We start from the raw sequence: 20,725 nt of genomic DNA, 5'->3' as shown, positions 1-20,725 counted from the left end.
GGCCCGCCATGAGCAAGAGAAAGCTTGTTCCACTGCTGCTCTACATCCTGTTCCTGCTGGTGCCGATCTACTGGTTGCTGAACATGTCCTTCAAGAGCAACAACGAAATCCTCGGTGGCCTGACGCTGTTTCCCCAGGATTTCACCTTCCACAACTACAAGGTGATCTTCACCGACCCGAGCTGGTACACCGGTTACCTCAACTCGCTGTACTACGTGAGCCTGAACACGGTGATTTCCCTGAGCGTGGCGCTGCCGGCGGCTTATGCGTTTTCGCGTTATCGCTTCCTTGGCGACAAGCACCTGTTCTTCTGGCTGCTGACCAACCGCATGGCGCCGCCGGCGGTGTTCCTGTTGCCTTTTTTCCAGCTGTATTCGTCGATCGGGTTGTTCGACACCCACATCGCCGTGGCCCTGGCTCACTGCCTGTTCAACGTGCCGCTGGCGGTGTGGATTCTCGAAGGCTTCATGTCCGGCGTGCCCAAGGAAATCGACGAAACCGCCTACATCGATGGCTACAGTTTTCCCAAGTTCTTCGTGAAGATTTTCATCCCTCTGATCGGCTCCGGCATCGGCGTGACGGCGTTCTTCTGCTTCATGTTTTCCTGGGTCGAACTGCTGCTGGCGCGAACCCTTACCTCGGTGAACGCCAAGCCGATCGCAGCGGTAATGACCCGCACCGTCTCGGCATCCGGTATCGACTGGGGGGTACTGGCGGCGGCCGGGGTGTTGACCATCCTGCCGGGCATGCTGGTGATCTGGTTTGTTCGCAACCACGTGGCCAAGGGCTTTGCCCTGGGCCGGGTATGAGGAGCTGATGATGGAATGGATGAGTTGGACGGTCCCCACGGCGGCGTTCTTCGGCGTTATTGCCTTGATTCTGTTGGGCATGACCACCTGGGAATTGCGTTCGCCGAGCGTGCTTCGGCGAGGAGTTCTACCGATTGCCACCACCCGTGGCGATCGGTTGTTTATCGGTCTTCTCGGCAGCGCCTACCTGCACTTGCTGGTAATCGGCGTCACCGACTGGAGCATCTGGGTAGCCTTCGCGTTGTCCCTGGTGTGGCTGTTGGCTGTGATGCGTTGGGGCTAGTCGAATCGCTCGGCAATGTTGCTCCGAAACTCAATAAGGAGGTCTTATGTTCGATAAAAACAATAAGCTGCGACATAGCATTTCATTGGCAGCCATGCTGGCACTCAGCGGTTTGAGCGCTTCGGCCTGGGCCGATGCCTATGAAGACGCCGCGAAGAAATGGATCGGCAGCGAGTTCAAGCCGTCCACCCTGACGGCCGATCAGCAGTTGGCGGAACTGAAGTGGTTCATCAAGGCCGCCGAGCCGTTTCGCGGGATGGACATCAAGGTGGTGTCGGAAACCATCGCCACCCACGAGTACGAGTCCAAGGTGCTGGCCAAGGCCTTTACCGAGATCACCGGGATCAAAGTCACCCACGACCTGCTGCAAGAAGGCGATGTGGTGGAAAAACTGCAGACGGTGATGCAATCGGACAAGAGCATCTATGACGGCTGGGTCAACGACTCGGACCTGATCGGTACACATTTCCGCTACGGCAAGACCGAGTCGATCACCGACCTGATGGCCAATGAAGGCAAGGACTTCACTTCGCCGACCCTGGACATCAAGGACTTCATCGGCATCTCGTTCACTACCGCACCGGACGGCAAGATCTATCAATTGCCCGACCAGCAGTTCGCCAACCTCTACTGGTTCCGTGCCGACTGGTTCGAACGCGCGGACCTGAAAGCCAAGTTCAAGGAAAAGTACGGCTACGAGCTGGGCGTGCCGGTGAACTGGTCGGCCTATGAAGACATCGCCAAGTTCTTCAGCGAGGACGTCAAGGAAATCGACGGCAAACGCGTCTACGGGCATATGGACTATGGCAAGAAAGACCCGTCCCTGGGCTGGCGCTTCACCGATGCCTGGTTCTCCATGGCCGGTGGCGGCGACAAGGGCATTCCCAACGGCTTGCCGGTGGATGAATGGGGCATTCGTGTCGAGGATTGCCATCCGGTCGGTTCCAGCGTGACTCGCGGCGGCGACACCAACGGTCCGGCGGCGGTGTTTGCCACCACCAAATACGTTGACTGGCTGAAGAAGTACGCGCCACCGGAAGCGGCAGGCATGACGTTCTCCGAATCGGGCCCGGTGCCGTCCCAGGGCAGCATCGCCCAGCAAATCTTCTGGTATACCGCGTTCACCGCCGACATGACCAAGCCAGGTCTGGCAGTGATGAATGCCGACGGCACGCCGAAATGGCGGATGGCGCCGTCGCCGAAAGGTCCGTATTGGGAGGAGGGCATGAAACTCGGCTATCAGGATGCCGGTTCCTGGACCTTCATGAAGTCCACGCCTGAAAAGCAAAAACTGGCAGCCTGGCTCTACGCGCAGTTCGTGACCTCGAAAACCGTTTCGCTGAAGAAAACCATCGTCGGCCTGACCCCGATCCGCGAGTCGGACATCAACTCGCAAGCCATGACTGACCTGGCGCCGAAGCTCGGTGGCCTGGTGGAGTTCTACCGCAGCCCGGCCCGCGTGCAATGGACCCCGACCGGGACCAACGTGCCTGATTATCCTCGCCTCGCGCAGTTGTGGTGGAGCCACATTGCCGAAGCAGCCAGCGGCGATAAAACCCCGCAACAGGCACTCGACGGTCTGGCCAAGGATCAGGACGCGATCATGTCCCGTCTGGAGCGTTCGAAGGCACAAGCCACCTGCGCACCGAAAATGAATCCTGAGCGAGACGCGCAATACTGGTTCGACCAACCGGGCGCGCCGAAACCTAAACTGGAAAACGAGAAGCCGAAAGGCGAAACCGTGAGCTACAACCAGCTGCTGAAATCGTGGGCGGATGCGCGTAAATAACAGCTAAGCCGTAAACGCTAACGGCACCGAAAGGTGCCGTTTTTGTTTGTGCCCGTTCCGCCCCCTTCGCGAGCAAGCCCGCTCCCACACTGGATCAGCGTCGGGCACCATTTTTTTGTTCGCTGCACATCAACTGTGGGAGCGGGCTCGCTCGCGAAGGGGCCGTCTCAGTCACCAAATTTCATCAGCCGAACGAACATCTACGTGTTGAGTCATTTGGCGAAAATCAGAAGCCTCAAATTTGACTACCTTCGAAGTCATCAAGCATGTCATCAGGCAACGGGGCATCAAAGTCTTCAGAGATCACCAGTTTGGCTTTCATTGTTCCTATTCGTTGGTTATGTGACTGTTCTGCCTCTATCGCGTGATTCACCTCCAACGCAGCCAACGGCTCGACAGTGTCAGGTGCCAGTTTTGGCAGTTTGACCTTGTGTGTCCGCAGCGTCACTTTGCCTTGGCGCTCGTCGGCCAGAGCCTCGAGGCCGTCCTTCAGTTCGGAAAAAATGTCACGGTTCATTGTTCGTTCTCGCGTTGATTTATTTATCCTGAAGTCATTCAAGATAAAGCAAGCTACTCAATGCCGGCTGTAGGACGACCCTGAGTATTGTGCGAGAGCGTTCCGGGTTTCCCGAGGGAGGGCAGGGCAGTGGTAACAAATCTTACAAAAACAAAAACGGCACCTCAGGTGCCGTTTTTGTTTGTTACCGAGAGTCGCCTAAGCGATCAACCCGCCAGACCCGACTGTTGAACCAGGTTCAGCAGTGGTTGTGGGTACAGGCCGAGGAAGAAAGCCAGTACCGCGATAGCCAGCAGCATCACGCCGCCTGCACGTTGTTCCCAGTGCAGCTGGGCGTCGACGCGGCGCAGGTTCGGTTCGATCAGGTACAGGGTGACCATGACGCGCAGGTAGTAGAACACGCCGATGGCGCTGCCCAGTACCAGGGAACCGACCAGCCACCATTGGTGCGACTCGACACCGGTGGCGATGATGTAGAACTTGCCGATGAAGCCCGCGGTCAGCGGGATACCGGCCAGGGACAGCATCATCACAGTGAGGACGGCGGTCAGGTACGGACGGCGCCAGAACAGGCCGCGGTATTCGTACAGGGCGTCTGCGTCGCGACCTTTGTACGGCGAGGACATCAGGGTGATCACGCCGAACGCGCCAAGGCTGGTGATCACGTAAGTGACCAGGTACACGCCGATGGCTTCCACGGCCAGACCCTTGCTCGCCACCAGGGCGATCAGCAGGTAGCCGAAGTGGGCGATGGACGAGTAACCCAGCAGACGCTTGAGGTTGCTCTGGGTCAGGGCCAGCAGGTTACCGAACAGGATCGACGCGATGGCGATGATGGTCAGCACGTTGCTCAGCACGCCGCTGCTCGCCGCTGGCGAGATCTGGAACAGGCGCACCATCACCGCGAACACCGCCACTTTCGAAGCGGTAGCCAGGAACGCTGCAACCGGCGCCGGAGCACCTTCGTAAACGTCTGGAGTCCAGAGGTGGAACGGTACCAGCGACAGTTTGAATGCCAGACCGATCAGCATCATGCCCAGGCCCAGTTGCGCCAGCGAGCTTGGCAGGCCGGTGGCCGCAAGGGCCTGGCCGATGCCGTTGAAGCTCAGGGAACCGGCGTCAGCGTAGAGCAGGGCCATACCGAACAACAGGAACGCGGAACCGGCGGCCGACAGCACCATGTACTTGATGCCGGCTTCCAGCGAACGCTTGTTGAAGAAGGCATAAGCCACCAGGCCGTAGACCGGCACCGACAGCAGTTCCAGACCGACGAACAACCCGGCCAGGTGCTGCGCGCTGACCAGAACCAGGCCACCGGCAGCGGACATCAGGATCAGCAGGTACAGTTCTTCACGGTTGCCCGGGTAACCCGTGCCGCCATCGCCGAGGTAGGCGTGGGCGAGGGTGACACACGCGAGGGTGGCGACCAGGATCAGCGCCATGTACAGGCAAGCGAAGCTATCGATTTGCAGCAGTGGGGTCACAGCCAATGGCGCGACCTTCAAGGCTGGCAGGATCGACAGCAAAGCCAGGTTCAGACCCGCCACCGACAGCAGGAAGGTCTGGGAGTGGTTGCGGCGCCAGGCAATCGCCAGCATCACCACGATGATCGTGGCGCTGGTGATCAACAACGGCGCAAGCGCGATAAAGTGTTGAGTCGTGAATTCCATAGCGCTCTTACCGGGCCGAAGCGAGTTGAGTGAAGGCGGTGCCGAGCCATTGCTGCACGCCATGCATCGTAGCGGCAGAGGTATCGAGGAACGGTTGCGGGTAGACGCCGATGTAAATCAGCAGCGCTGCCAGACCGACCACCATGATCATTTCGCGACCGTCCATGCCATGCAGCACCGCGTCCGATTTCGACGGGCCGAAGAAGGCACGGTGGACCATGATCAGCGAGTAGACCGAACCGAACACCAGGCCGGACGTGGCGATCACTGTGACCCATGGCGCGCTGGCGAAGGTACCGATCAGGATCAGGAACTCACCGACAAAGTTACCGGTAGCCGGCAAGCCCAGCGACGCGGCTGCGAAGAACAGGCTGAGGGCAGGCAGGTAAGCGATCTTCGACCACAGGCCACCCATCTCGCGCATGTCGCGGGTGTGGGTGCGTTCGTACAGCTGGCCACTCAGGATAAAGAGTGCCGCCGCCGACAGGCCGTGCGCCAGCATCTGCATCACCGCACCCTGCAGCGCCAGTTGGCTGCCGGAGTAGATGCCGATCAGTACGAAGCCCATGTGGGAAACGGACGAGAAGGCGATCAGACGCTTGATGTCGGTTTGCGCGAACGCCAGGAACGCACCGTAGAAAATCCCGATCAGACCCAGGGTCATGGCGAACGGCGCGAACTCGGCCGAGGCATTCGGGAACAGCGGCAAGGCGAAACGCAGCAAGCCGTAGGCCGCGGTCTTCAGCAAGATACCGGCGAGGTCGACGGAACCTGCGGTCGGCGCCTGGGCGTGAGCGTCAGGCAGCCAGGAGTGGAACGGTACGACCGGCAGCTTGACCGCGAAGGCGATGAAGAAGCCGAGCATCAGGATGTACTCGGTGGTCGTCGACATCTTGGTCTTCAACAGGTCGGCGTAGTTGAAGGTAATCACGCCGGTGTCGTTGAAGTTGACCAGTACCAGACCCAGGATCGCCACCAGCATGATCAGGCCGGAAGCCTGAGTGAAGATGAAGAACTTGGTCGCCGCGTAGATCCGGGTTTTCTTGCCGTCCGAAGAACTGTGACCCCAGAGCGCGATGAGGAAGTACATCGGCACCAGCATCATTTCCCAGAAGAAGAAGAACATGAACAGGTCGAGGGCGAGGAACACGCCGACGACACCACCCAGGATCCACATCAGGTTCAGGTGGAAGAAACCGACGTGACGCTGGATCTCTTTCCACGAGCAGAGTACCGAGAGGACACCCAGCAGACCGGTCAGCAGGATCATCAACAGCGACAGGCCGTCGAGGGCCAGGTGCACGTTGATGCCGAAGCGCTCGATCCAGACGTGCTTGAACTCAAGCGCCCAGGTCGGATCGGCGCCAGGTGCCGGTGCAAATGAATAGTCACCGTTGGCCCACAGCCAGAGGCCGAGGGAGAGCAGCAGGGACATGGTGATCAGCGCAATCCAGCGGGGGAGGGTGGCGCCGAAGCGCTCACCCATCCAGCACAGCAGGCCGCCGATGAAGGGGATCAGGATTAGCCAAGGCAGAATCATGACGGGCTCAATTCCTTTCGCAAGTTCGCAAGGTTCATATCAGACCGCTACCAGCACGACGGCGCCGATTACCAGCACGGCACCAGCAGCCATCGAGGCGGCGTACCAACGCAGTTGACCGGTCTCGGTACGGCTCAGGGCGGTGTGGCCGCCTTTGGCCATACGCGGGATCAGACCGATGGTCTGGTCCAGCGGGTCTTTGCGCAGGATGTGGTTGATCGCCAGGTAAGGCTTGACGAACAGTTTGTCGTAGATCCAGTCGAAGCCCCAGGCAGCGAACCACCAGGCCGAGAGGATACGGCCGATGCCGCTGTTGGCGATGGCGGTGACGAAGCGACGCTTGCCGAGGAACAGCAGCGCGGACAGCAGGATACCGGCCAGGGCGATGGCGCCCGAGGCGATTTCCAGGCTGTGCTTGGCTTCGCCGCCGGCATGGCCGACGCTTTCCGGCAGCACGCCGTGAAGCGGTGGAACGATCATCGCACCGATGGCAGTGGACAATACAATCAGCACCGACAGTGGCAGCCAGTGGGCGATGCCGTGACCGGCGTGTGCTTCGGTCTTCGCTTCACCATGGAACGCGATGAAGATCAGGCGGAAGGTGTACAACGAGGTCATGAATGCGCCGACCAGACCCGCATACAGCAGGCCGTGGTTGCCGCTGGCGAACGCTTCCCAGAGGATTTCGTCCTTGGAGTAGAAGCCTGCGGTTACCAGAGGCAGGGCCGCCAGGGCCGCGCCGCCGACGATGAAGCTGGCGTAGGCCAGTGGCAGTTTCTTCCACAGGCCGCCCATCTTGAAGATGTTCTGCTCGTGGTGGCAGGCAACGATTACCGAACCGGAAGCAAGGAACAGCAGCGCCTTGAAGAAGGCGTGGGTCATCAGGTGGAAGATCGCGCCGTCCCAGGCACCAACGCCCAGGGCCAGGAACATGTAGCCGATCTGGCTCATGGTCGAGTAGGCGAGGATACGCTTGATGTCGGTCTGAACCAGGGCAGCAAAACCCGCCAGAACCAGGGTCACACCGCCAACGATGCCCACCAGGTGCAGGATTTCCGGCGCCAGGGTGAACAGACCGTGGGTACGGGCGATCAGGTAGACGCCAGCGGTCACCATGGTCGCGGCGTGGATCAGTGCCGAAACCGGAGTAGGACCGGCCATCGCGTCCGCCAGCCAGGTTTGCAGCGGCAGTTGCGCGGATTTACCGACAGCGCCACCGAGCAGCATCAGGGTGGCCATGACCATCCAGAAGTCGCCGGCCTGGAATTTCTGCGGAGCCAGCACCAGCAGTTCCTGAACGTTCAGCGTGCCCAGTTGGGCAAACAGAATGAACAGGCCGATGGCCATGAACACATCACCGATACGGGTCACGATGAAAGCCTTGAGTGCGGCGTTACCGTTGTTGCGGTTGCTGTAGTAGAAACCGATCAACAGGTACGAGCACAGGCCCACGCCTTCCCAACCGAAGTACACGAACAGCAGGTTATCGGCCAGGACCAGGAACAGCATGCTGGCGATAAACAGGTTGGTGTAGGCGAAGAAACGCGAGTAGCCGTCTTCACCGCGCATGTACCAGGATGCGAACAAGTGGATCAGGAAGCCGACGCCGACGACCACGCCGAGCATGGTCACCGACAGGCCGTCCAGATACAGGGTGAAGGTCGGCGTGAAGCCTTCCACCGCCATCCATTGCCACAGCACCTGTGTGTAGTGGCCGCCTTCCGGCGGGGCAACGTTGAATTGCCAGATCACATAAGTCGCGACGATCGCCGACAGGCCAATGGAGCCGACGCCGATCAGCGCCGAGAGGTTTTCCGAGAGGCGTCCCCGGGAGAACGCCAGCAGCACAAAACCGATCAGAGGGAACAGGAAAGTCAGATAGAGAAGGTTCATCCGCGCATCTCACTGGCAGCGTCGATATCGAGCGTGTGGAAGCGGCGATACAGTTGCAGCAGGATCGCCAGGCCAATACTGGCCTCGGCAGCTGCCAGGCTGATCACCAGGATGAACATGATCTGTCCATCCGGCTGCGCCCAGCGGCTACCGGCAACGATGAACGCCAGGGCGGAGGCATTCATCATGACCTCCAGGCTCATCAGCACGAAGAGAATGTTGCGGCGGACCATCAGGCCGACCAGACCGAGGCAGAACAGGATGCCGGCGACCGCCAGACCATGCTCCATAGGGATAGCAGGCATCGTCATTGCTCCTTGGCTTCGTTACGGCCCAGATGGAACGCCGTGACGGCTGCGGCGAGCAGCAGCATCGAGGCGAGTTCGACCACCAGCAGGTAAGGACCGAACAGGCTGATGCCCACGGCCTTGGCGTCTACGGTGGTGTGGCCGACGGCCTGGCCGCTATGGTGGGAGAACAGCACATACAGCAGTTCTGCCAGCAGCAGCGCGGCGAGGAGGACCGGGCCGCCCCAGATACCGGGCTTGAGCCAGACGCGCTCTTGCTGAACCGAGGCCGGGCCAAGGTTCAGCATCATCACCACGAACACGAACAGCACCATGATGGCGCCAGCGTAGGCGATCACTTCCAGGACACCGGCAAACGGTGCGCCGAGGGCGAAGAACGTCATCGCCACGGCGATCAGCGAAATGATCAGGTAGAGCAGGGCGTGCACAGGGTTGGTGTTGGTGATCACGCGGAGCGTGGACACCACAGCGATACCCGATGCGAAATAGAAAGCGAATTCCATCTTTCTTCCTTAAGGCAGCAAGCTCTTCACGTTGATCGGTTCGGCTTCATTCTGCGCGGAGCCTTTGGGCTTACCGGCAATCGCCATACCTGCAACACGATAGAAGTTGTAATCAGGGTTTTTGCCGGGGCCGGAGATCAGCAGATCTTCTTTCTCGTAAACCAGGTCCTGACGTTTGAACTCGGCCATTTCGAAATCCGGCGTCAGCTGGATCGCGGTGGTCGGGCAGGCTTCCTCGCAGAGGCCGCAAAAGATGCAGCGCGAGAAGTTGATGCGGAAGAAGTCCGGGTACCAGCGACCGTCTTCGGTTTCAGCTTTCTGCAGCGAGATGCAGCCGACCGGGCACGCCACGGCGCACAGGTTGCACGCTACGCAACGCTCTTCGCCGTCGGGGTCGCGGGTCAGCACGATCCGGCCACGGAAGCGTGGCGGCAGGTACACCGCCTCTTCCGGATATTGCAGCGTGTCGCGCTTGCGGAAGGCATGGCCGAAAATCATCACCAGGCTGCGAAGCTGGGTGTAGAAGCCATGCACGATGTCAAAAATGTACTTCATGATTCTCTATCCTCACTGAGCCGCGACGGCGGGCGTGTTGAGCAACACGATCGCAGCGGTCACCAGCATGTTGACGAGGGTCAGCGGCAGGCAGAACTTCCAGCTGAAATCCATCACTTGGTCATACCGTGGGCGCGGAATCGAGGCGCGCAGCAGGATGAAGAACATGATGAAGAACGCGGTTTTAAGCGCGAACCAGATGAACGGGATCTGCGGCAGAATGCCGAACGGACCGTGCCAGCCACCGAAGAACAAGGTCACCAGCAGCGCCGAGATCAGCACGATACCGATGTACTCGCCGACGAAGAACATGCCCCATTTCATGCCGGCGTATTCAATGTGGTAACCGTCGGCCAGTTCCTGTTCCGCTTCCGGCTGGTCGAACGGGTGACGGTGAGTCACGGCGACGCCAGCGATGAAGAAGGTCAGGAAACCGAAGATCTGCGGAATGACGAACCACAGATTCTGCGCCTGGTATTCAACGATGTCGCGCATGTTGAACGAGCCGGCCTGAATCACGATGCCCATCAGCGACAGGCCCATGAACACTTCGTACGACACGGTTTGCGCCGAGGCCCGCAAGCTGCCCAGCAGGGCGAACTTGTTGTTGCTCGACCAACCGGCGAACAGCACCGCGTAGACCGACAGACCGGCCATGGCGAAGAAGAACAGGATGCCGATGTTGATGTCCGCGACACCCCAGGTCGGGGTGATCGGGATGATTGCGAAGGCAATCAGCAAGGCGCTCATGGCCACGACCGGCGCCAAAGTGAAGATCACTTTGTCGGCGAATGGCGGCGTCCAGTCTTCCTTGAAGAACATCTTGATCATGTCGGCCGCGATCTGGAACGCGCCGAACGGGCCGACGCGGTTCGGACCGTAACGGTCCTGCCAGAGGGCGAGCAAGCGACGCTCGACCCAGCTCAGCAGGGCGCCGCAGACCACCACGGCGAGCAGGATCACCACGGCCTTGAGGACCGCGATGATGATGTCGATCACTTCAGGAGTGAACAAGGTCATTGCGCTGCCTCCTGCAGACCGTCAACGGATTTGCCAAAGATCGCTGGCGGAATGCCGGCGATGCCCGCAGGCAGTGCCACCAGTCCGGCGCCCAACTCTTCATTGATGCGCAGCGGCAGACGCAGGGTCTGGCCGGCCACGTTCAGGCTCAGCATGGCGCCGTCATTGACACCCAGGCGGTCGGCTTCGGACTTGGCCAGAGCAACATAAGCAGCCGGAATGCGTTCCTGAACCGGAGCGGCTTTCGAAGAGTTCTCTTCGCTGCCGAACAGGTGGAAGAACGGCACGACCTGCCAGGTGCCCTGGGCCGGGTTGAACGCACGCGGAACGCTGGCGAACCAGTTCAGCGAGTCACCGCTGGTTTCGATCAGGCGAGTGCCCGGGTCGCCAGCGCGAATGTGACCACCGACTTCATCCTGGAACTTGTTCCAGGCTTGCGGCGAGTTCCAGCCCGGAGACCAGGCGAACGGCACTTGCTGACGCGGTTCGGCCGAACCCGAGTAACCTTCCATGGAGAAGGCGAACGCGGTGTCCTTGTCCTGCGGGGTGCGCGGTTCGTGCACGCTGATGTCGGCGCGCATGGCGGTACGACCGGAATAGCGCAGCGGTTCACGGGCCAGTTTCATGCCCTTGATGCGGAACGCGGCGGACGGTGCGGCGTCGACAATGCGGTTCAGAATCGGAGTGCTGGAAGCGACAGCGGCGGTGGCGTGGTCCAGTTGGGTCCAGTCGATCGGCTGGCCCAGCAGGGTGGCGCGCAGGGCATGCAGCCAGCGCCAGCCTTCGTGAACCAGGATGCTCGCGTCCAGATACTTCGGATCGAAAACCTGGAAGAAGCGCTGGGCGCGACCTTCCTGGCTGACCAGGGTACCGTCGCCTTCAGCGAAGCTGGCGGCTGGCAGGACCAGGTGCGCGCGATCGCTGGTGGCGGTCTTCTGATGGTCCGCCACGATCAGCACTTTCGCGGCGGTCAGCGCGGCATCAACCTTGGCTTTGTCGGTACGGGTGTACAGATCGTTTTCCAGCACGACAATGGCGTCAGCCTTACCGTCGATCACGGCTTGCAGCGCGGCGTCGATCGATTCGCCACCGAGCATGGCCAGGCCGAGGCTGTTGGCCTCTGGCACGATCAGGCTGATGGAACCGTTCTTCTCGCGCAGCTTCAGGGCCTTGGCGATGTTCGCGGCCGCTTCGATCAGGGCTTTGGAGCCCAGAGAAGTACCGGCGATGATCAGCGGACGCTTGGCTGCGAGCAGGGCGTCGGCAATGCGCTTGGCCAGCTCGAGGGCTTCCGCGTCCAGACCTTCAACGGCTGGAGCGCTGGCGTCGAGGGCGTGAGCCACGGCGAAACCGATGCGGGCCAGGTCATCGGGAGCTGCGTGAACGCATTCTTCGGCGATGTCGTCGAGCTTGGTTTCAGCCAGGCTGGCGATGAACAGCGGGTTCAGCGCATGCTGGCCGATGTTCTTCACCGCGGCGTCGAGCCAAGGCTGAACGCGCATGGCATCGGCCATGTCTTCGGCCTTGCCCTTGACCGATTGACGCAGGGACAGGGCCATGCGCGCAGCCGTCTGGGTCAGGTCTTCACCGAGGACGAACACGGCGTCGTGGTCTTCGATGTCGCGCATGTTCGGCACTGGCAGCGGGCTGTCTTTGAGCACTTGCAGGACCAGGCGGATGCGTTCCAGTTCGGACGCTTCGATACCCGAGTAGAAGTGTTCGGCACCGACCAGTTCGCGCAACGCGTAGTTGCTTTCGAGGCTGGCGCGAGGCGAGCCGATACCGACGATGTTGCGACCGCGCAGCAGGTCCGCGGCTTTATCCAGCGCTTCGTCGAGGCTCAGCTTGGTGCCACCCGCCAGCAGTGGCTGACGCGGACGGTCTTCGCGGTTGACGTAGCCATAGCCGAAACGGCCACGGTCGCACAGGAAGTACTGGTTCACCGAACCGTTGAAACGGTTTTCGATGCGGCGCAGTTCGCCGTAACGCTCGCCCGGGGAGATGTTGCAACCGCTGGAGCAGCCATGGCAGATGCTCGGCGAGAACTGCATGTCCCACTTGCGGTTGTAGCGTTCGGAGTGAGTCTTGTCGGTGAACACACCGGTCGGGCAGACCTCGGTAAGGTTGCCGGAGAACTCGCTTTCCAGCACGCCATCTTCAACGCGACCGAAGTACACGTTGTCGTGTGCGCCGTATACACCCAGGTCGGTGCCGCCGGCGTAGTCCTTGTAGAAGCGCACGCAGCGGTAGCAAGCGATGCAGCGGTTCATTTCGTGGGAAATGAACGGGCCCAATTGCTGGTTCTGGTGGGTACGCTTGGTGAAGCGGTAACGGCGCTCGTTGTGGCCGGTCATTACCGTCATGTCTTGCAGGTGGCAGTGACCGCCTTCTTCACAGACCGGGCAGTCGTGAGGGTGGTTGGTCATTAGCCATTCGACAACACTGGCGCGGAAGGCCTTGGACTCTTCATCTTCGATGGAGATCCAGGTGTTGTCGGTGGCAGGGGTCATGCAGGACATCACGATACGACCACGGGTGTCGTTTTCGTCGGTGTACTGCTTGACCGCGCACTGGCGGCAAGCGCCAACGCTGCCAAGGGCAGGGTGCCAGCAGAAATAAGGAATATCGAGGCCTAGCGACAGACATGCCTGTAACAGGTTGTCTGCCCCATCGACTTCGAGCTCTTTGCCGTCTACGTGGATAGTGGCCATGGTTCAAAGTTCTTCGTTGGCCCGGTGTCAGCGGGCGTGGCTAATGGAATCTTGTTATCCGCGTGAATCAACACAGCCGTTAAAGGCGTCATCACACGAAAAGCGAAGGGCACGGACCCTTCGCCTTTTTTAAGCGTTTACGCGCCGACCAGGATCGGCCTTGCCAGAGGCGGGACGGTGGCGCTGACAGGCGCGATACCGGCTTCGAACTCATGGCGGAAGTATTTGATTGCGCTGCCCAACGGCTCCACCGCACCCGGTGCGTGAGCACAGAAGGTCTTGCCTGGGCCGAGGAAACCGACCAGACCCAGCAGGGTCTCGATGTCGCCTGGCTGGCCTTCGCCGTTCTCGATGGCCATCAAGAGCTTGACGCTCCATGGCAAGCCATCGCGGCACGGGGTGCAGAAGCCACAGGATTCGCGGGCGAAGAACTGCTCCATGTTTCGCAGCAGGGACACCATGTTGACGCTGTCGTCTACCGCCATGGCCAGGCCGGTACCCATACGGGTACCCACTTTGGCGATGCCGCCGGCGTACATTTGTGCGTCCAGGTGTTCCGGCAACAGGAAGCCGGTACCGGCGCCGCCAGGTTGCCAGGCCTTGAGCTTGTAACCGTCGCGCATGCCACCGGCGTAGTCTTCGAACAGCTCGCGACCGGTGACGCCGAACGGCAGTTCCCACAGGCCCGGGTTCTTGACCTTGCCGGAGAAGCCCATGAGCTTGGTGCCCATGTCTTCGCTGCCTTCGCGAGCCAACGATTTGTACCAGTCCACGCCGTCGGCAATGATCGCCGGCACGTTGCACAGGGTTTCAACGTTGTTCACGCAAGTCGGCTTGCCCCACACGCCAACGGCGGCCGGGAAGGGCGGTTTGGAGCGCGGGTTGGCGCGGCGGCCTTCGAGGGAGTTGATCAGTGCGGTTTCTTCACCGCAGATATAACGCCCGGCACCGGTGTGGACGAACAGCTCGAAATCGAAACCGCTGCCCAGGATGTTCTTGCCCAACAGGCCCGCTGCCTTGGCTTCTTCCACGGCACGGTTGAGGTGCCTGGCAGCGGTGGTGTACTCGCCGCGCAGGAAGATGTAGCCGCGGTAGGTTTTCAGTGCGCGGGCACTGATCAGCATGCCTTCGATCAGCAGATGGGGCAGTTGCTCCATCAGCATGCGGTCTTTCCAGGTGTTCGGCTCCATTTCATCCGCGTTGCACAGCAGGTAGCGGATGTTGATGGATTCGTCCTTGGGCATCAGGCCCCACTTCACGCCGGTGGGGAAGCCTGCACCGCCGCGACCCTTGAGGCCGGAATCTTTCACGGTCTGGACGATGTCGTCCTGGGCCATGTCGGCGAAGGCCTTGCGCGCAGCGGCGTAACCGTTCTTGGCCTGGTATTCGTCGAGCCAGACGGCTTCGCCGTCGTCACGCAGACGCCAGGTGAGCGGGTGAGTCTCGGCCGAACGCTTGATGCGGTTGGCTGGACCGAAAGAAGTCAGGGTCATACGTAGCCCTCGAGCAATTTGGCAACGCCGGCAGGCTGCACATCACCGAAAGTGTCGTCGTCGATCATCAACGCCGGCGCCTTGTCGCAGTTGCCGAGGCAGCAGACCGGCAACAGGGTGAAACGACCGTCGGTAGTGGTCTGGCCCAGGCCGATGCCCAGTTTGCTCTGGATTTCGCTGACCACGGACTCGTGGCCGCCGATGTAGCAGACCATGCTGTCGCAGACACGAATGATGTGACGGCCGACCGGCTGACGGAAGATCTGGCTATAGAACGTCGCCACGCCTTCAACGTCGCTGGCCGGGATGCCGAGGATCTCGCCGATGGCGTACAGGGCGCCGTCCGGCACCCAGCCACGTTCCTTCTGGACGATCTTCAGGGCTTCGATCGACGCCGCGCGCGGGTCTTCGTAGTGATGCAACTCGTGCTCGATGGCCGAGCGCTCGGTTTCACTCAAGGTGAAACGGTCTGTCTGGATAAGCGTGCTGTTCATGCTTAGCGGTCCACGTCGGCCATAACGAAATCGATACTACCCAGGTACGCAATCAAGTCCGCGACCATGCTGCCTTTGATCACCGAAGGGATCTGCTGCAGGTGCGGGAAGCTTGGGGTACGAATCCGGGTGCGGTAGCTCATGGTGCCGCCATCGCTCGTCAGGTAATAACTGTTGATGCCCTTGGTCGCTTCGATCATCTGGAAGGATTCGTTGGCCGGCATGACCGGGCCCCACGAAACTTGCAGGAAGTGCGTGATCAAGGTTTCGATGTGCTGCAGGGTGCGCTCTTTCGGCGGCGGCGTGGTCAGCGGGTGATCCGCCTTGTACGGGCCTTCCGGCATGTTGCGCAGGCACTGGTCGATGATCCTGATGCTCTGGCGCATCTCTTCGACACGCACAATGCAGCGGTCGTAGGCATCGCCATTGGCGGCCAGCGGCACTTCGAATTCGAAGTTCTCGTAGCCCGAGTACGGGCGCGCTTTACGCAGGTCGAAATCGCAACCGGTCGAACGCAGGCCGGCACCGGTGACACCCCATTCCAGGGCCTCTTTGGTGTTGTAGTCGGCGACGCCGATGGTCCGGCCACGCAGGATGCTGTTGTCCAGTGCGGCTTTCTGGTATTCGTCCAGACGCTTGGGCATCCACTCGACGAAGTCCTTGACCAGTTTTTCCCAGCCGCGCGGCAGGTCGTGGGCGACGCCACCGATGCGGTACCAGGCCGGGTGCAGACGGAAACCGGTAATGGCTTCGATCACCGTGTACGCGCGCTGGCGATCGGTGAAGGTGAAGAACACCGGGGTCATGGCGCCGACGTCCTGGATGTAGGTACCCAGGAACAGCAGGTGGCTGGTGATCCGGAAGAACTCGGCCATCATGATGCGGATGACGTCGACCTTCTCGGGCACCTTGATGCCGGCCAGCTTCTCGACCGAGAGCACGTACGGCAGGTTGTTCATCACGCCGCCGAGGTAGTCGATACGGTCGGTGTACGGGATGAAACTGTGCCACGACTGACGCTCGGCCATCTTCTCGGCACCACGGTGGTGGTAACCGACGTCCGGTACGCAGTCGACGATCTCTTCGCCGTCCAGCTGCAGGATGATGCGGAACGCACCGTGCGCGGACGGGTGGTTCGGGCCGAGGTTGAGGAACATGTAGTCCTCGTTCGGGCCGGAACGCTTCATGCCCCAGTCTTCCGGCTTGAAGCGCGCAGACTCTTCTTCGAGCTGTTGCTTGGCCAGGTTCAGGGTGAACGGGTCGAATTCAGTGGCGCGGGCCGGGAAGTCCTTGCGCAGCGGGTGACCTTCCCAGGTCGGCGGCATCATGATGCGCGACAGGTGCGGGTGGCCTTTGAAGTCGATGCCGAACATGTCCCAGACTTCACGCTCGTACCAGTTGGCATTCGGCCAGATACTGGTGACGGTCGGCAGGCTGAGGTCGCTCTCGGACAAGGCGACCTTGATCATTACGTCACTATTACGTTCGATCGACATCAAGTGATAGAACACGGAGAAGTCGACGCCGTTCGGCAGACCTTGACGCTTGGTGCGCAGACGCTCGTCCACACCGTGCAGGTCATAGAGCATGACGTACGGCTTGGGCAGGTTACGCAGGAATGTCAGGACTTCGACGAGTTTGGCACGGGCAACCCAAAGCACCGGCATGCCGGTGCGGGTAGGCTGGGCGGTGAACGCCTCCGGGCCAAAACGGTTGTTCAGTTCGACGACCACATCCTGGTCGTCTGCCTTGTAAGGCGGGATGTACAGAGCACTGCCTGTAGTCATGGTTATTTATCGCTTTCGGTCAACGTAAAGAATGAAGCCAGGTTCTCGTTCTATGGAAAGAAGCAGATCTGGATCAGACTTCGTCGGGGCTGCGCAGGTTGGTTACCTGAATACGCTGTTCGCGGCGCTTTTCCTTCTCGGAAGGCATCTCGGCGCGATACACGCCTTGATCGCCAACGACCCAGGAAAGTGGGCGACGCTCCTGGCCAATCGACTCCTGCAACAGCATCAAGCCTTGCAGGAAAGCTTCAGGGCGGGGCGGGCAGCCAGGCACGTAGACGTCCACGGGCAGGAACTTGTCCACCCCTTGAACGACAGAGTAGATGTCGTACATGCCACCGGAGTTGGCGCACGAACCCATGGAGATGACCCATTTAGGCTCAAGCATTTGCTCGTAGAGACGCTGAATGATCGGCGCCATCTTGATGAAGCAGGTACCGGCGATAACCATGAAATCCGCCTGGCGCGGCGATGCCCGGATAACCTCGGCGCCAAAGCGCGCGATGTCGTGGGGCGCCGTGAAGGCGGTGGTCATTTCCACGTAGCAGCACGAAAGACCGAAGTTATACGGCCACAGGGAGTTCTTGCGCCCCCAGTTGATCGTGCCGTTGAGCACGTCTTCGAGCTTGCCCATGAAAATGTTTTTGTGGACTTGATCTTCTAACGGATCGGAAACGGTTTCCCGCTGGCCAATCGGATACTGCTCGTTAGGAGCATCGGGGTCGATCCTGGTGAGATTGTATTGCATTGCCAAAGCCTCATTGTTTCAGCTTCGCTTGCCGCTTGCGCCGAGCTTCCGGAGCCCAGTCAAGGGCGCCCACTCGGAATAGGTAGACAAGGCCTGCCAACAGAATTGCTATGAAAACGAGAGCTTCGACGAATCCGGTCCAGCCGCTTTCGCGGACGGACACAGACCATGCAAAGAGAAAGAGGGCTTCGATATCGAAGATCACGAAAAGCATCGCGACCAGATAGAATTTGGCTGAGAGCCGCAAGCGGGCGCCACCTGTAGGTAGCATGCCGGACTCGAACGGTTCGTTTTTGCTGCGGCCCCAGGCTTTTGACCCGAGTAGGCTGGAGACACCGAGCATGAAGGCGCAGAGGCCGACGACGCCTAGAAGGAAAATGGCAAAGCCCCAGTTGTGGGCCATGAGTCCTGTCGCTTCGGGCATGCTGGTAATCCTTAACAGAGAGCAAAGGTCTCTGAGCTTGAAAAGAAACAAAAGCAGTGACGATATGTCGCAGCAATCAATCCCGCTGATTTTATGGCTAAACACCCGGCAAGTAAAATTCCTGTAGCGAAATTATTTACAGGGATAAGGACATAGCGAACCAAAAAAGCCCTGTGGCCCTTGGCCCGTGGGCATTAGCCGGCATTTCGTCAATTATGTTTTGTAGGGAATGTAACGAACATAGTTGCCGATAAATGATAATCAATATTATTTGAGTCGTTTTTTAAACTGTTTAACGGATGAGTGGCTGGAAAGTTGGCTTATATGCGCGTTACTGCAAGTAGTGAGCGGGGGCGTTTTAGCCTTTTTTCCTGATCGGGAAACGGCTCTGGATCAATGATTTTCGCGCAGAACCTGGCATGCACGCGATCCCTGTAGCAGCTGCCGAAGGCTGCGTTCGAGGACGCAGTCCTCGCCAGGCCGCTCACCGTGTTGCTTGGGTTTTACGACTGCTGCGCAGCCGAACGCAGCCTTCGGCAGCTGCTACAGGGGGCGATCAAGAAATCGCAGGCAAAAAAAACGCCCCGAACCAGTCGGGGCGTCAGATGTGCAGCGCTGCGGTTAGCTTTCTATCGGGTCTGCAGCGGCTGATCTCTCAGGCGAAGCAGATCAGTGGAACTGTTCTTCTTCAGTCGAACCGGTCAGCGCGGTCACCGAAGACGAGCCACCCTGAATCACGGTGGTCATGTCGTCGAAGTAGCCGGTGCCCACTTCCTGCTGGTGAGCCACGAAGGTGTAACCCTTGGCGGCGTCAGCGAACTCCTGCTCTTGCAGCTTCACGTAGGCAGTCATGTCGTTGCGGGCGTAGTCGTGCGCCAGGTTGAACATGCTGTGCCACATGTTGTGAATGCCGGCCAGGGTGATGAACTGGTGCTTGTAACCCATGGCGGACAGTTCGCGCTGGAATTTGGCGATGGTCGCGTCGTCCAGGTTTTTCTTCCAGTTGAAGGAAGGCGAGCAGTTGTACGACAGCAGTTGGTCCGGGTATTCCTTCTTGATCGCTTCAGCGAAGCGACGAGCCTCGTCCAGGTCCGGCTTGGCGGTTTCGCACCAGATCAGGTCGGCGTACGGCGCGTAGGCCAGGCCACGAGCGATCGCCTGGTCAAGACCGGCGCGCACTTTGTAGAAGCCTTCCTGGGTACGTTCGCCAGTCACGAATGGCTGGTCGTACGGGTCGCAGTCGGACGTCAGCAGGTCAGCGGCGTTCGCGTCGGTACGGGCCAGGATGATGGTCGGGGTACCGGCAACGTCAGCAGCCAGACGGGCAGCAGTCAGCTTCTGTACGGCTTCCTGGGTCGGAACCAGTACCTTGCCGCCCATGTGGCCGCATTTTTTCACGGAAGCCAGCTGGTCTTCGAAGTGAACGCCGGCGGCGCCTGCTTCGATCATGCTCTTCATCAGCTCGTAAGCGTTCAGTACGCCGCCGAAACCGGCTTCGGCGTCAGCTACGATTGGCGCGAAGTAGTCGATGTAGCCAGCGTCGCCCGGGTTCTTGCCGGCTTTCCACTGGATCTGGTCGGCACGACGGAACGAGTTGTTGATGCGCTTGACCACGGTCGGAACCGAGTCCACCGGGTACAGCGACTGGTCCGGGTACATCGATTCGGCGGAGTTGTTGTCCGCAGCCACTTGCCAGCCCGACAGGTAGATCGCCTGGATACCGGCTTTGACTTGTTGTACGGCCTGGCCGCCGGTCAGGGCGCCCATGCAGTTGACGAAATCTTTCTCAGGACGGAAGGCCGGCTTGGCACCCTGGGTGACCAGGTTCCACAGCTTCTCGGCGCCCATTTTTGCAAAAGTGTGCTCAGGTTGAACCGAGCCACGCAGGCGGACGACGTCAGCAGCGGAGTAAGTGCGTGTCACGCCTTTCCAGCGCGGGTTTTCAGCCCAGTCTTTTTCGAGGGCTGCAATTTGCTGTTCGCGTGTCAGTGCCATGGGAGATAAACCTCGTCGCGTCTTTATGAAAAGTTGTTCTGCGGTGGAAAATTCCTGCGCTCGCTGACCAGAAGCTTAAGCGGTCAAGTCGGATTCGGCGGGGAGGGCGACGGGAAGAACGATGGGCTCGAGGGGAAGTGAGCAGGTAAAGGCGAACTGCGGGCGCATTCGGGCGTCGTGGGCCTT

Annotated in this window: 18 protein-coding genes; 3 read left to right on the top strand and 15 right to left on the bottom strand. The window is 60.1% G+C overall.

Annotated features, from left to right (window positions below; genetic code table 11):
• Nucleotides 1–8 precede the first annotated feature (8 nt).
• Genes ABIA48_RS04240 through ABIA48_RS04230 form a run of 3 tightly spaced genes read left to right on the top strand, consistent with a single transcriptional unit; the run spans nt 9 to nt 2,881 of the window.
• Entirely contained in the window at nt 9–809 is an 801-nt protein-coding gene (locus ABIA48_RS04240; RefSeq protein WP_007981249.1) for a carbohydrate ABC transporter permease, read from the top strand.
• A gap of 10 nt (nt 810–819) precedes the next feature.
• The gene (locus ABIA48_RS04235; RefSeq protein WP_007981251.1) at nt 820–1,092 is read left to right on the top strand and encodes a DUF2160 domain-containing protein; all 273 of its coding nucleotides are present in this window, start codon (nt 820–822) and stop codon (nt 1,090–1,092) included.
• A 46-nt stretch (nt 1,093–1,138) separates the two neighbouring features.
• Nucleotides 1,139–2,881, top strand: coding sequence for an ABC transporter substrate-binding protein (locus tag ABIA48_RS04230; protein WP_007981252.1), 1,743 nt, complete (start codon nt 1,139–1,141; stop codon nt 2,879–2,881).
• A gap of 235 nt (nt 2,882–3,116) precedes the next feature.
• On the opposite strand, the gene ABIA48_RS04225 is transcribed toward ABIA48_RS04230, so the two are convergent.
• The 15 genes from ABIA48_RS04225 to aceA all read right to left on the bottom strand — a co-directional run bounded on the left by ABIA48_RS04225 (nt 3,117) and on the right by aceA (nt 20,539).
• Entirely contained in the window at nt 3,117–3,398 is a 282-nt protein-coding gene (locus ABIA48_RS04225) for a hypothetical protein (RefSeq protein WP_429487174.1), read from the bottom strand.
• Nucleotides 3,399–3,604: 206 nt separating this feature from the next.
• Nucleotides 3,605–5,068, bottom strand: a complete 1,464-nt coding sequence (gene nuoN, locus ABIA48_RS04220) for an NADH-quinone oxidoreductase subunit NuoN (RefSeq protein WP_007981259.1) — start codon at nt 5,066–5,068, stop codon at nt 3,605–3,607.
• 7 nt (nt 5,069–5,075) lie between these two features.
• Nucleotides 5,076–6,608: an NADH-quinone oxidoreductase subunit M gene (gene nuoM, locus ABIA48_RS04215; RefSeq protein ID WP_108230675.1), complete on the bottom strand. Its 1,533-nt coding sequence runs from the start codon at nt 6,606–6,608 to the stop codon at nt 5,076–5,078.
• 39 nt (nt 6,609–6,647) lie between these two features.
• Nucleotides 6,648–8,501 (bottom strand): NADH-quinone oxidoreductase subunit L, encoded by a 1,854-nt coding sequence (nuoL, locus tag ABIA48_RS04210; protein ID WP_007981263.1) that lies wholly within the window; start codon nt 8,499–8,501, stop codon nt 6,648–6,650.
• Nucleotides 8,498–8,806 carry an NADH-quinone oxidoreductase subunit NuoK gene (nuoK, locus tag ABIA48_RS04205; RefSeq protein ID WP_007946416.1) on the bottom strand — a complete coding sequence of 103 codons (309 nt, stop codon included), beginning with the start codon at nt 8,804–8,806 and terminating at the stop codon, nt 8,498–8,500. Before nuoK ends, nuoL begins: the two co-directional genes overlap by 4 nt.
• Nucleotides 8,807–8,808: 2 nt before the next feature.
• Nucleotides 8,809–9,312 (bottom strand): NADH-quinone oxidoreductase subunit J, encoded by a 504-nt coding sequence (gene nuoJ / locus ABIA48_RS04200; protein ID WP_429487173.1) that lies wholly within the window; start codon nt 9,310–9,312, stop codon nt 8,809–8,811.
• A 9-nt stretch (nt 9,313–9,321) separates the two neighbouring features.
• Nucleotides 9,322–9,867, bottom strand: coding sequence for an NADH-quinone oxidoreductase subunit NuoI (gene nuoI, locus ABIA48_RS04195; protein ID WP_277529987.1), 546 nt, complete (start codon nt 9,865–9,867; stop codon nt 9,322–9,324).
• Between the two features lie 12 nt (nt 9,868–9,879).
• Entirely contained in the window at nt 9,880–10,887 is a 1,008-nt protein-coding gene (gene nuoH / locus ABIA48_RS04190; protein WP_108230673.1) for an NADH-quinone oxidoreductase subunit NuoH, read from the bottom strand.
• Nucleotides 10,884–13,598 carry an NADH-quinone oxidoreductase subunit NuoG gene (gene nuoG, locus ABIA48_RS04185; RefSeq protein ID WP_429487172.1) on the bottom strand — a complete coding sequence of 905 codons (2,715 nt, stop codon included), beginning with the start codon at nt 13,596–13,598 and terminating at the stop codon, nt 10,884–10,886. Before nuoG ends, nuoH begins: the two co-directional genes overlap by 4 nt.
• Nucleotides 13,599–13,735: 137 nt before the next feature.
• Entirely contained in the window at nt 13,736–15,091 is a 1,356-nt protein-coding gene (nuoF, locus tag ABIA48_RS04180; protein WP_429487171.1) for an NADH-quinone oxidoreductase subunit NuoF, read from the bottom strand.
• Nucleotides 15,088–15,585 carry an NADH-quinone oxidoreductase subunit NuoE gene (gene nuoE, locus ABIA48_RS04175; RefSeq protein ID WP_008053447.1) on the bottom strand — a complete coding sequence of 166 codons (498 nt, stop codon included), beginning with the start codon at nt 15,583–15,585 and terminating at the stop codon, nt 15,088–15,090. Before nuoE ends, nuoF begins: the two co-directional genes overlap by 4 nt.
• Nucleotides 15,586–15,587: 2 nt before the next feature.
• The gene (gene nuoC, locus ABIA48_RS04170) at nt 15,588–17,372 is read right to left on the bottom strand and encodes an NADH-quinone oxidoreductase subunit C/D (protein ID WP_007981273.1); all 1,785 of its coding nucleotides are present in this window, start codon (nt 17,370–17,372) and stop codon (nt 15,588–15,590) included.
• A gap of 73 nt (nt 17,373–17,445) precedes the next feature.
• Nucleotides 17,446–18,120, bottom strand: a complete 675-nt coding sequence (locus ABIA48_RS04165; protein WP_007970441.1) for a NuoB/complex I 20 kDa subunit family protein — start codon at nt 18,118–18,120, stop codon at nt 17,446–17,448.
• 10 nt (nt 18,121–18,130) lie between these two features.
• Complete coding sequence (locus tag ABIA48_RS04160) at nt 18,131–18,544, bottom strand: NADH-quinone oxidoreductase subunit A (protein ID WP_003223812.1); 414 nt, start codon at nt 18,542–18,544, stop codon at nt 18,131–18,133.
• Between the two features lie 669 nt (nt 18,545–19,213).
• Nucleotides 19,214–20,539: an isocitrate lyase gene (gene aceA, locus ABIA48_RS04155; RefSeq protein ID WP_007970439.1), complete on the bottom strand. Its 1,326-nt coding sequence runs from the start codon at nt 20,537–20,539 to the stop codon at nt 19,214–19,216.
• Between the last annotated feature and the right edge of the window lie 186 nt (nt 20,540–20,725).

The sequence above is a fragment of the Pseudomonas sp. S30_BP2TU TE3576 genome (assembly GCF_050436025.1).
In the GTDB taxonomy this organism is placed as follows: Bacteria; Pseudomonadota; Gammaproteobacteria; order Pseudomonadales; family Pseudomonadaceae; genus Aquipseudomonas.
This window is presented reverse-complemented; position numbering and strand designations above follow the sequence as displayed.

What these genes read in the sequence shown, in the direction of transcription:
- nuoF (WP_429487171.1), bottom strand. Translation starts at nt 15,091, where the DNA reads ATGACCCTGACTTCTTTCGGTCCAGCCAACCGCATCAAGCGTTCGGCC.
- nuoE (WP_008053447.1), bottom strand. Translation starts at nt 15,585, where the DNA reads ATGAACAGCACGCTTATCCAGACAGACCGTTTCACCTTGAGTGAAACC.
- ABIA48_RS04160 (WP_003223812.1), bottom strand. Translation starts at nt 18,544, where the DNA reads ATGCCCGAAGCGACAGGACTCATGGCCCACAACTGGGGCTTTGCCATT.
- nuoN (WP_007981259.1), bottom strand. Translation starts at nt 5,068, where the DNA reads ATGGAATTCACGACTCAACACTTTATCGCGCTTGCGCCGTTGTTGATC.
- nuoC (WP_007981273.1), bottom strand. Translation starts at nt 17,372, where the DNA reads ATGACTACAGGCAGTGCTCTGTACATCCCGCCTTACAAGGCAGACGAC.
- nuoJ (WP_429487173.1), bottom strand. Translation starts at nt 9,312, where the DNA reads ATGGAATTCGCTTTCTATTTCGCATCGGGTATCGCTGTGGTGTCCACG.
- ABIA48_RS04235 (WP_007981251.1), top strand. Translation starts at nt 820, where the DNA reads ATGGAATGGATGAGTTGGACGGTCCCCACGGCGGCGTTCTTCGGCGTT.
- nuoI (WP_277529987.1), bottom strand. Translation starts at nt 9,867, where the DNA reads ATGAAGTACATTTTTGACATCGTGCATGGCTTCTACACCCAGCTTCGC.
- ABIA48_RS04225 (WP_429487174.1), bottom strand. Translation starts at nt 3,398, where the DNA reads ATGAACCGTGACATTTTTTCCGAACTGAAGGACGGCCTCGAGGCTCTG.
- ABIA48_RS04230 (WP_007981252.1), top strand. Translation starts at nt 1,139, where the DNA reads ATGTTCGATAAAAACAATAAGCTGCGACATAGCATTTCATTGGCAGCC.
- ABIA48_RS04240 (WP_007981249.1), top strand. Translation starts at nt 9, where the DNA reads ATGAGCAAGAGAAAGCTTGTTCCACTGCTGCTCTACATCCTGTTCCTG.
- nuoM (WP_108230675.1), bottom strand. Translation starts at nt 6,608, where the DNA reads ATGATTCTGCCTTGGCTAATCCTGATCCCCTTCATCGGCGGCCTGCTG.
- nuoG (WP_429487172.1), bottom strand. Translation starts at nt 13,598, where the DNA reads ATGGCCACTATCCACGTAGACGGCAAAGAGCTCGAAGTCGATGGGGCA.
- nuoL (WP_007981263.1), bottom strand. Translation starts at nt 8,501, where the DNA reads ATGAACCTTCTCTATCTGACTTTCCTGTTCCCTCTGATCGGTTTTGTG.
- nuoH (WP_108230673.1), bottom strand. Translation starts at nt 10,887, where the DNA reads ATGACCTTGTTCACTCCTGAAGTGATCGACATCATCATCGCGGTCCTC.
- aceA (WP_007970439.1), bottom strand. Translation starts at nt 20,539, where the DNA reads ATGGCACTGACACGCGAACAGCAAATTGCAGCCCTCGAAAAAGACTGG.
- nuoK (WP_007946416.1), bottom strand. Translation starts at nt 8,806, where the DNA reads ATGCCTGCTATCCCTATGGAGCATGGTCTGGCGGTCGCCGGCATCCTG.
- ABIA48_RS04165 (WP_007970441.1), bottom strand. Translation starts at nt 18,120, where the DNA reads ATGCAATACAATCTCACCAGGATCGACCCCGATGCTCCTAACGAGCAG.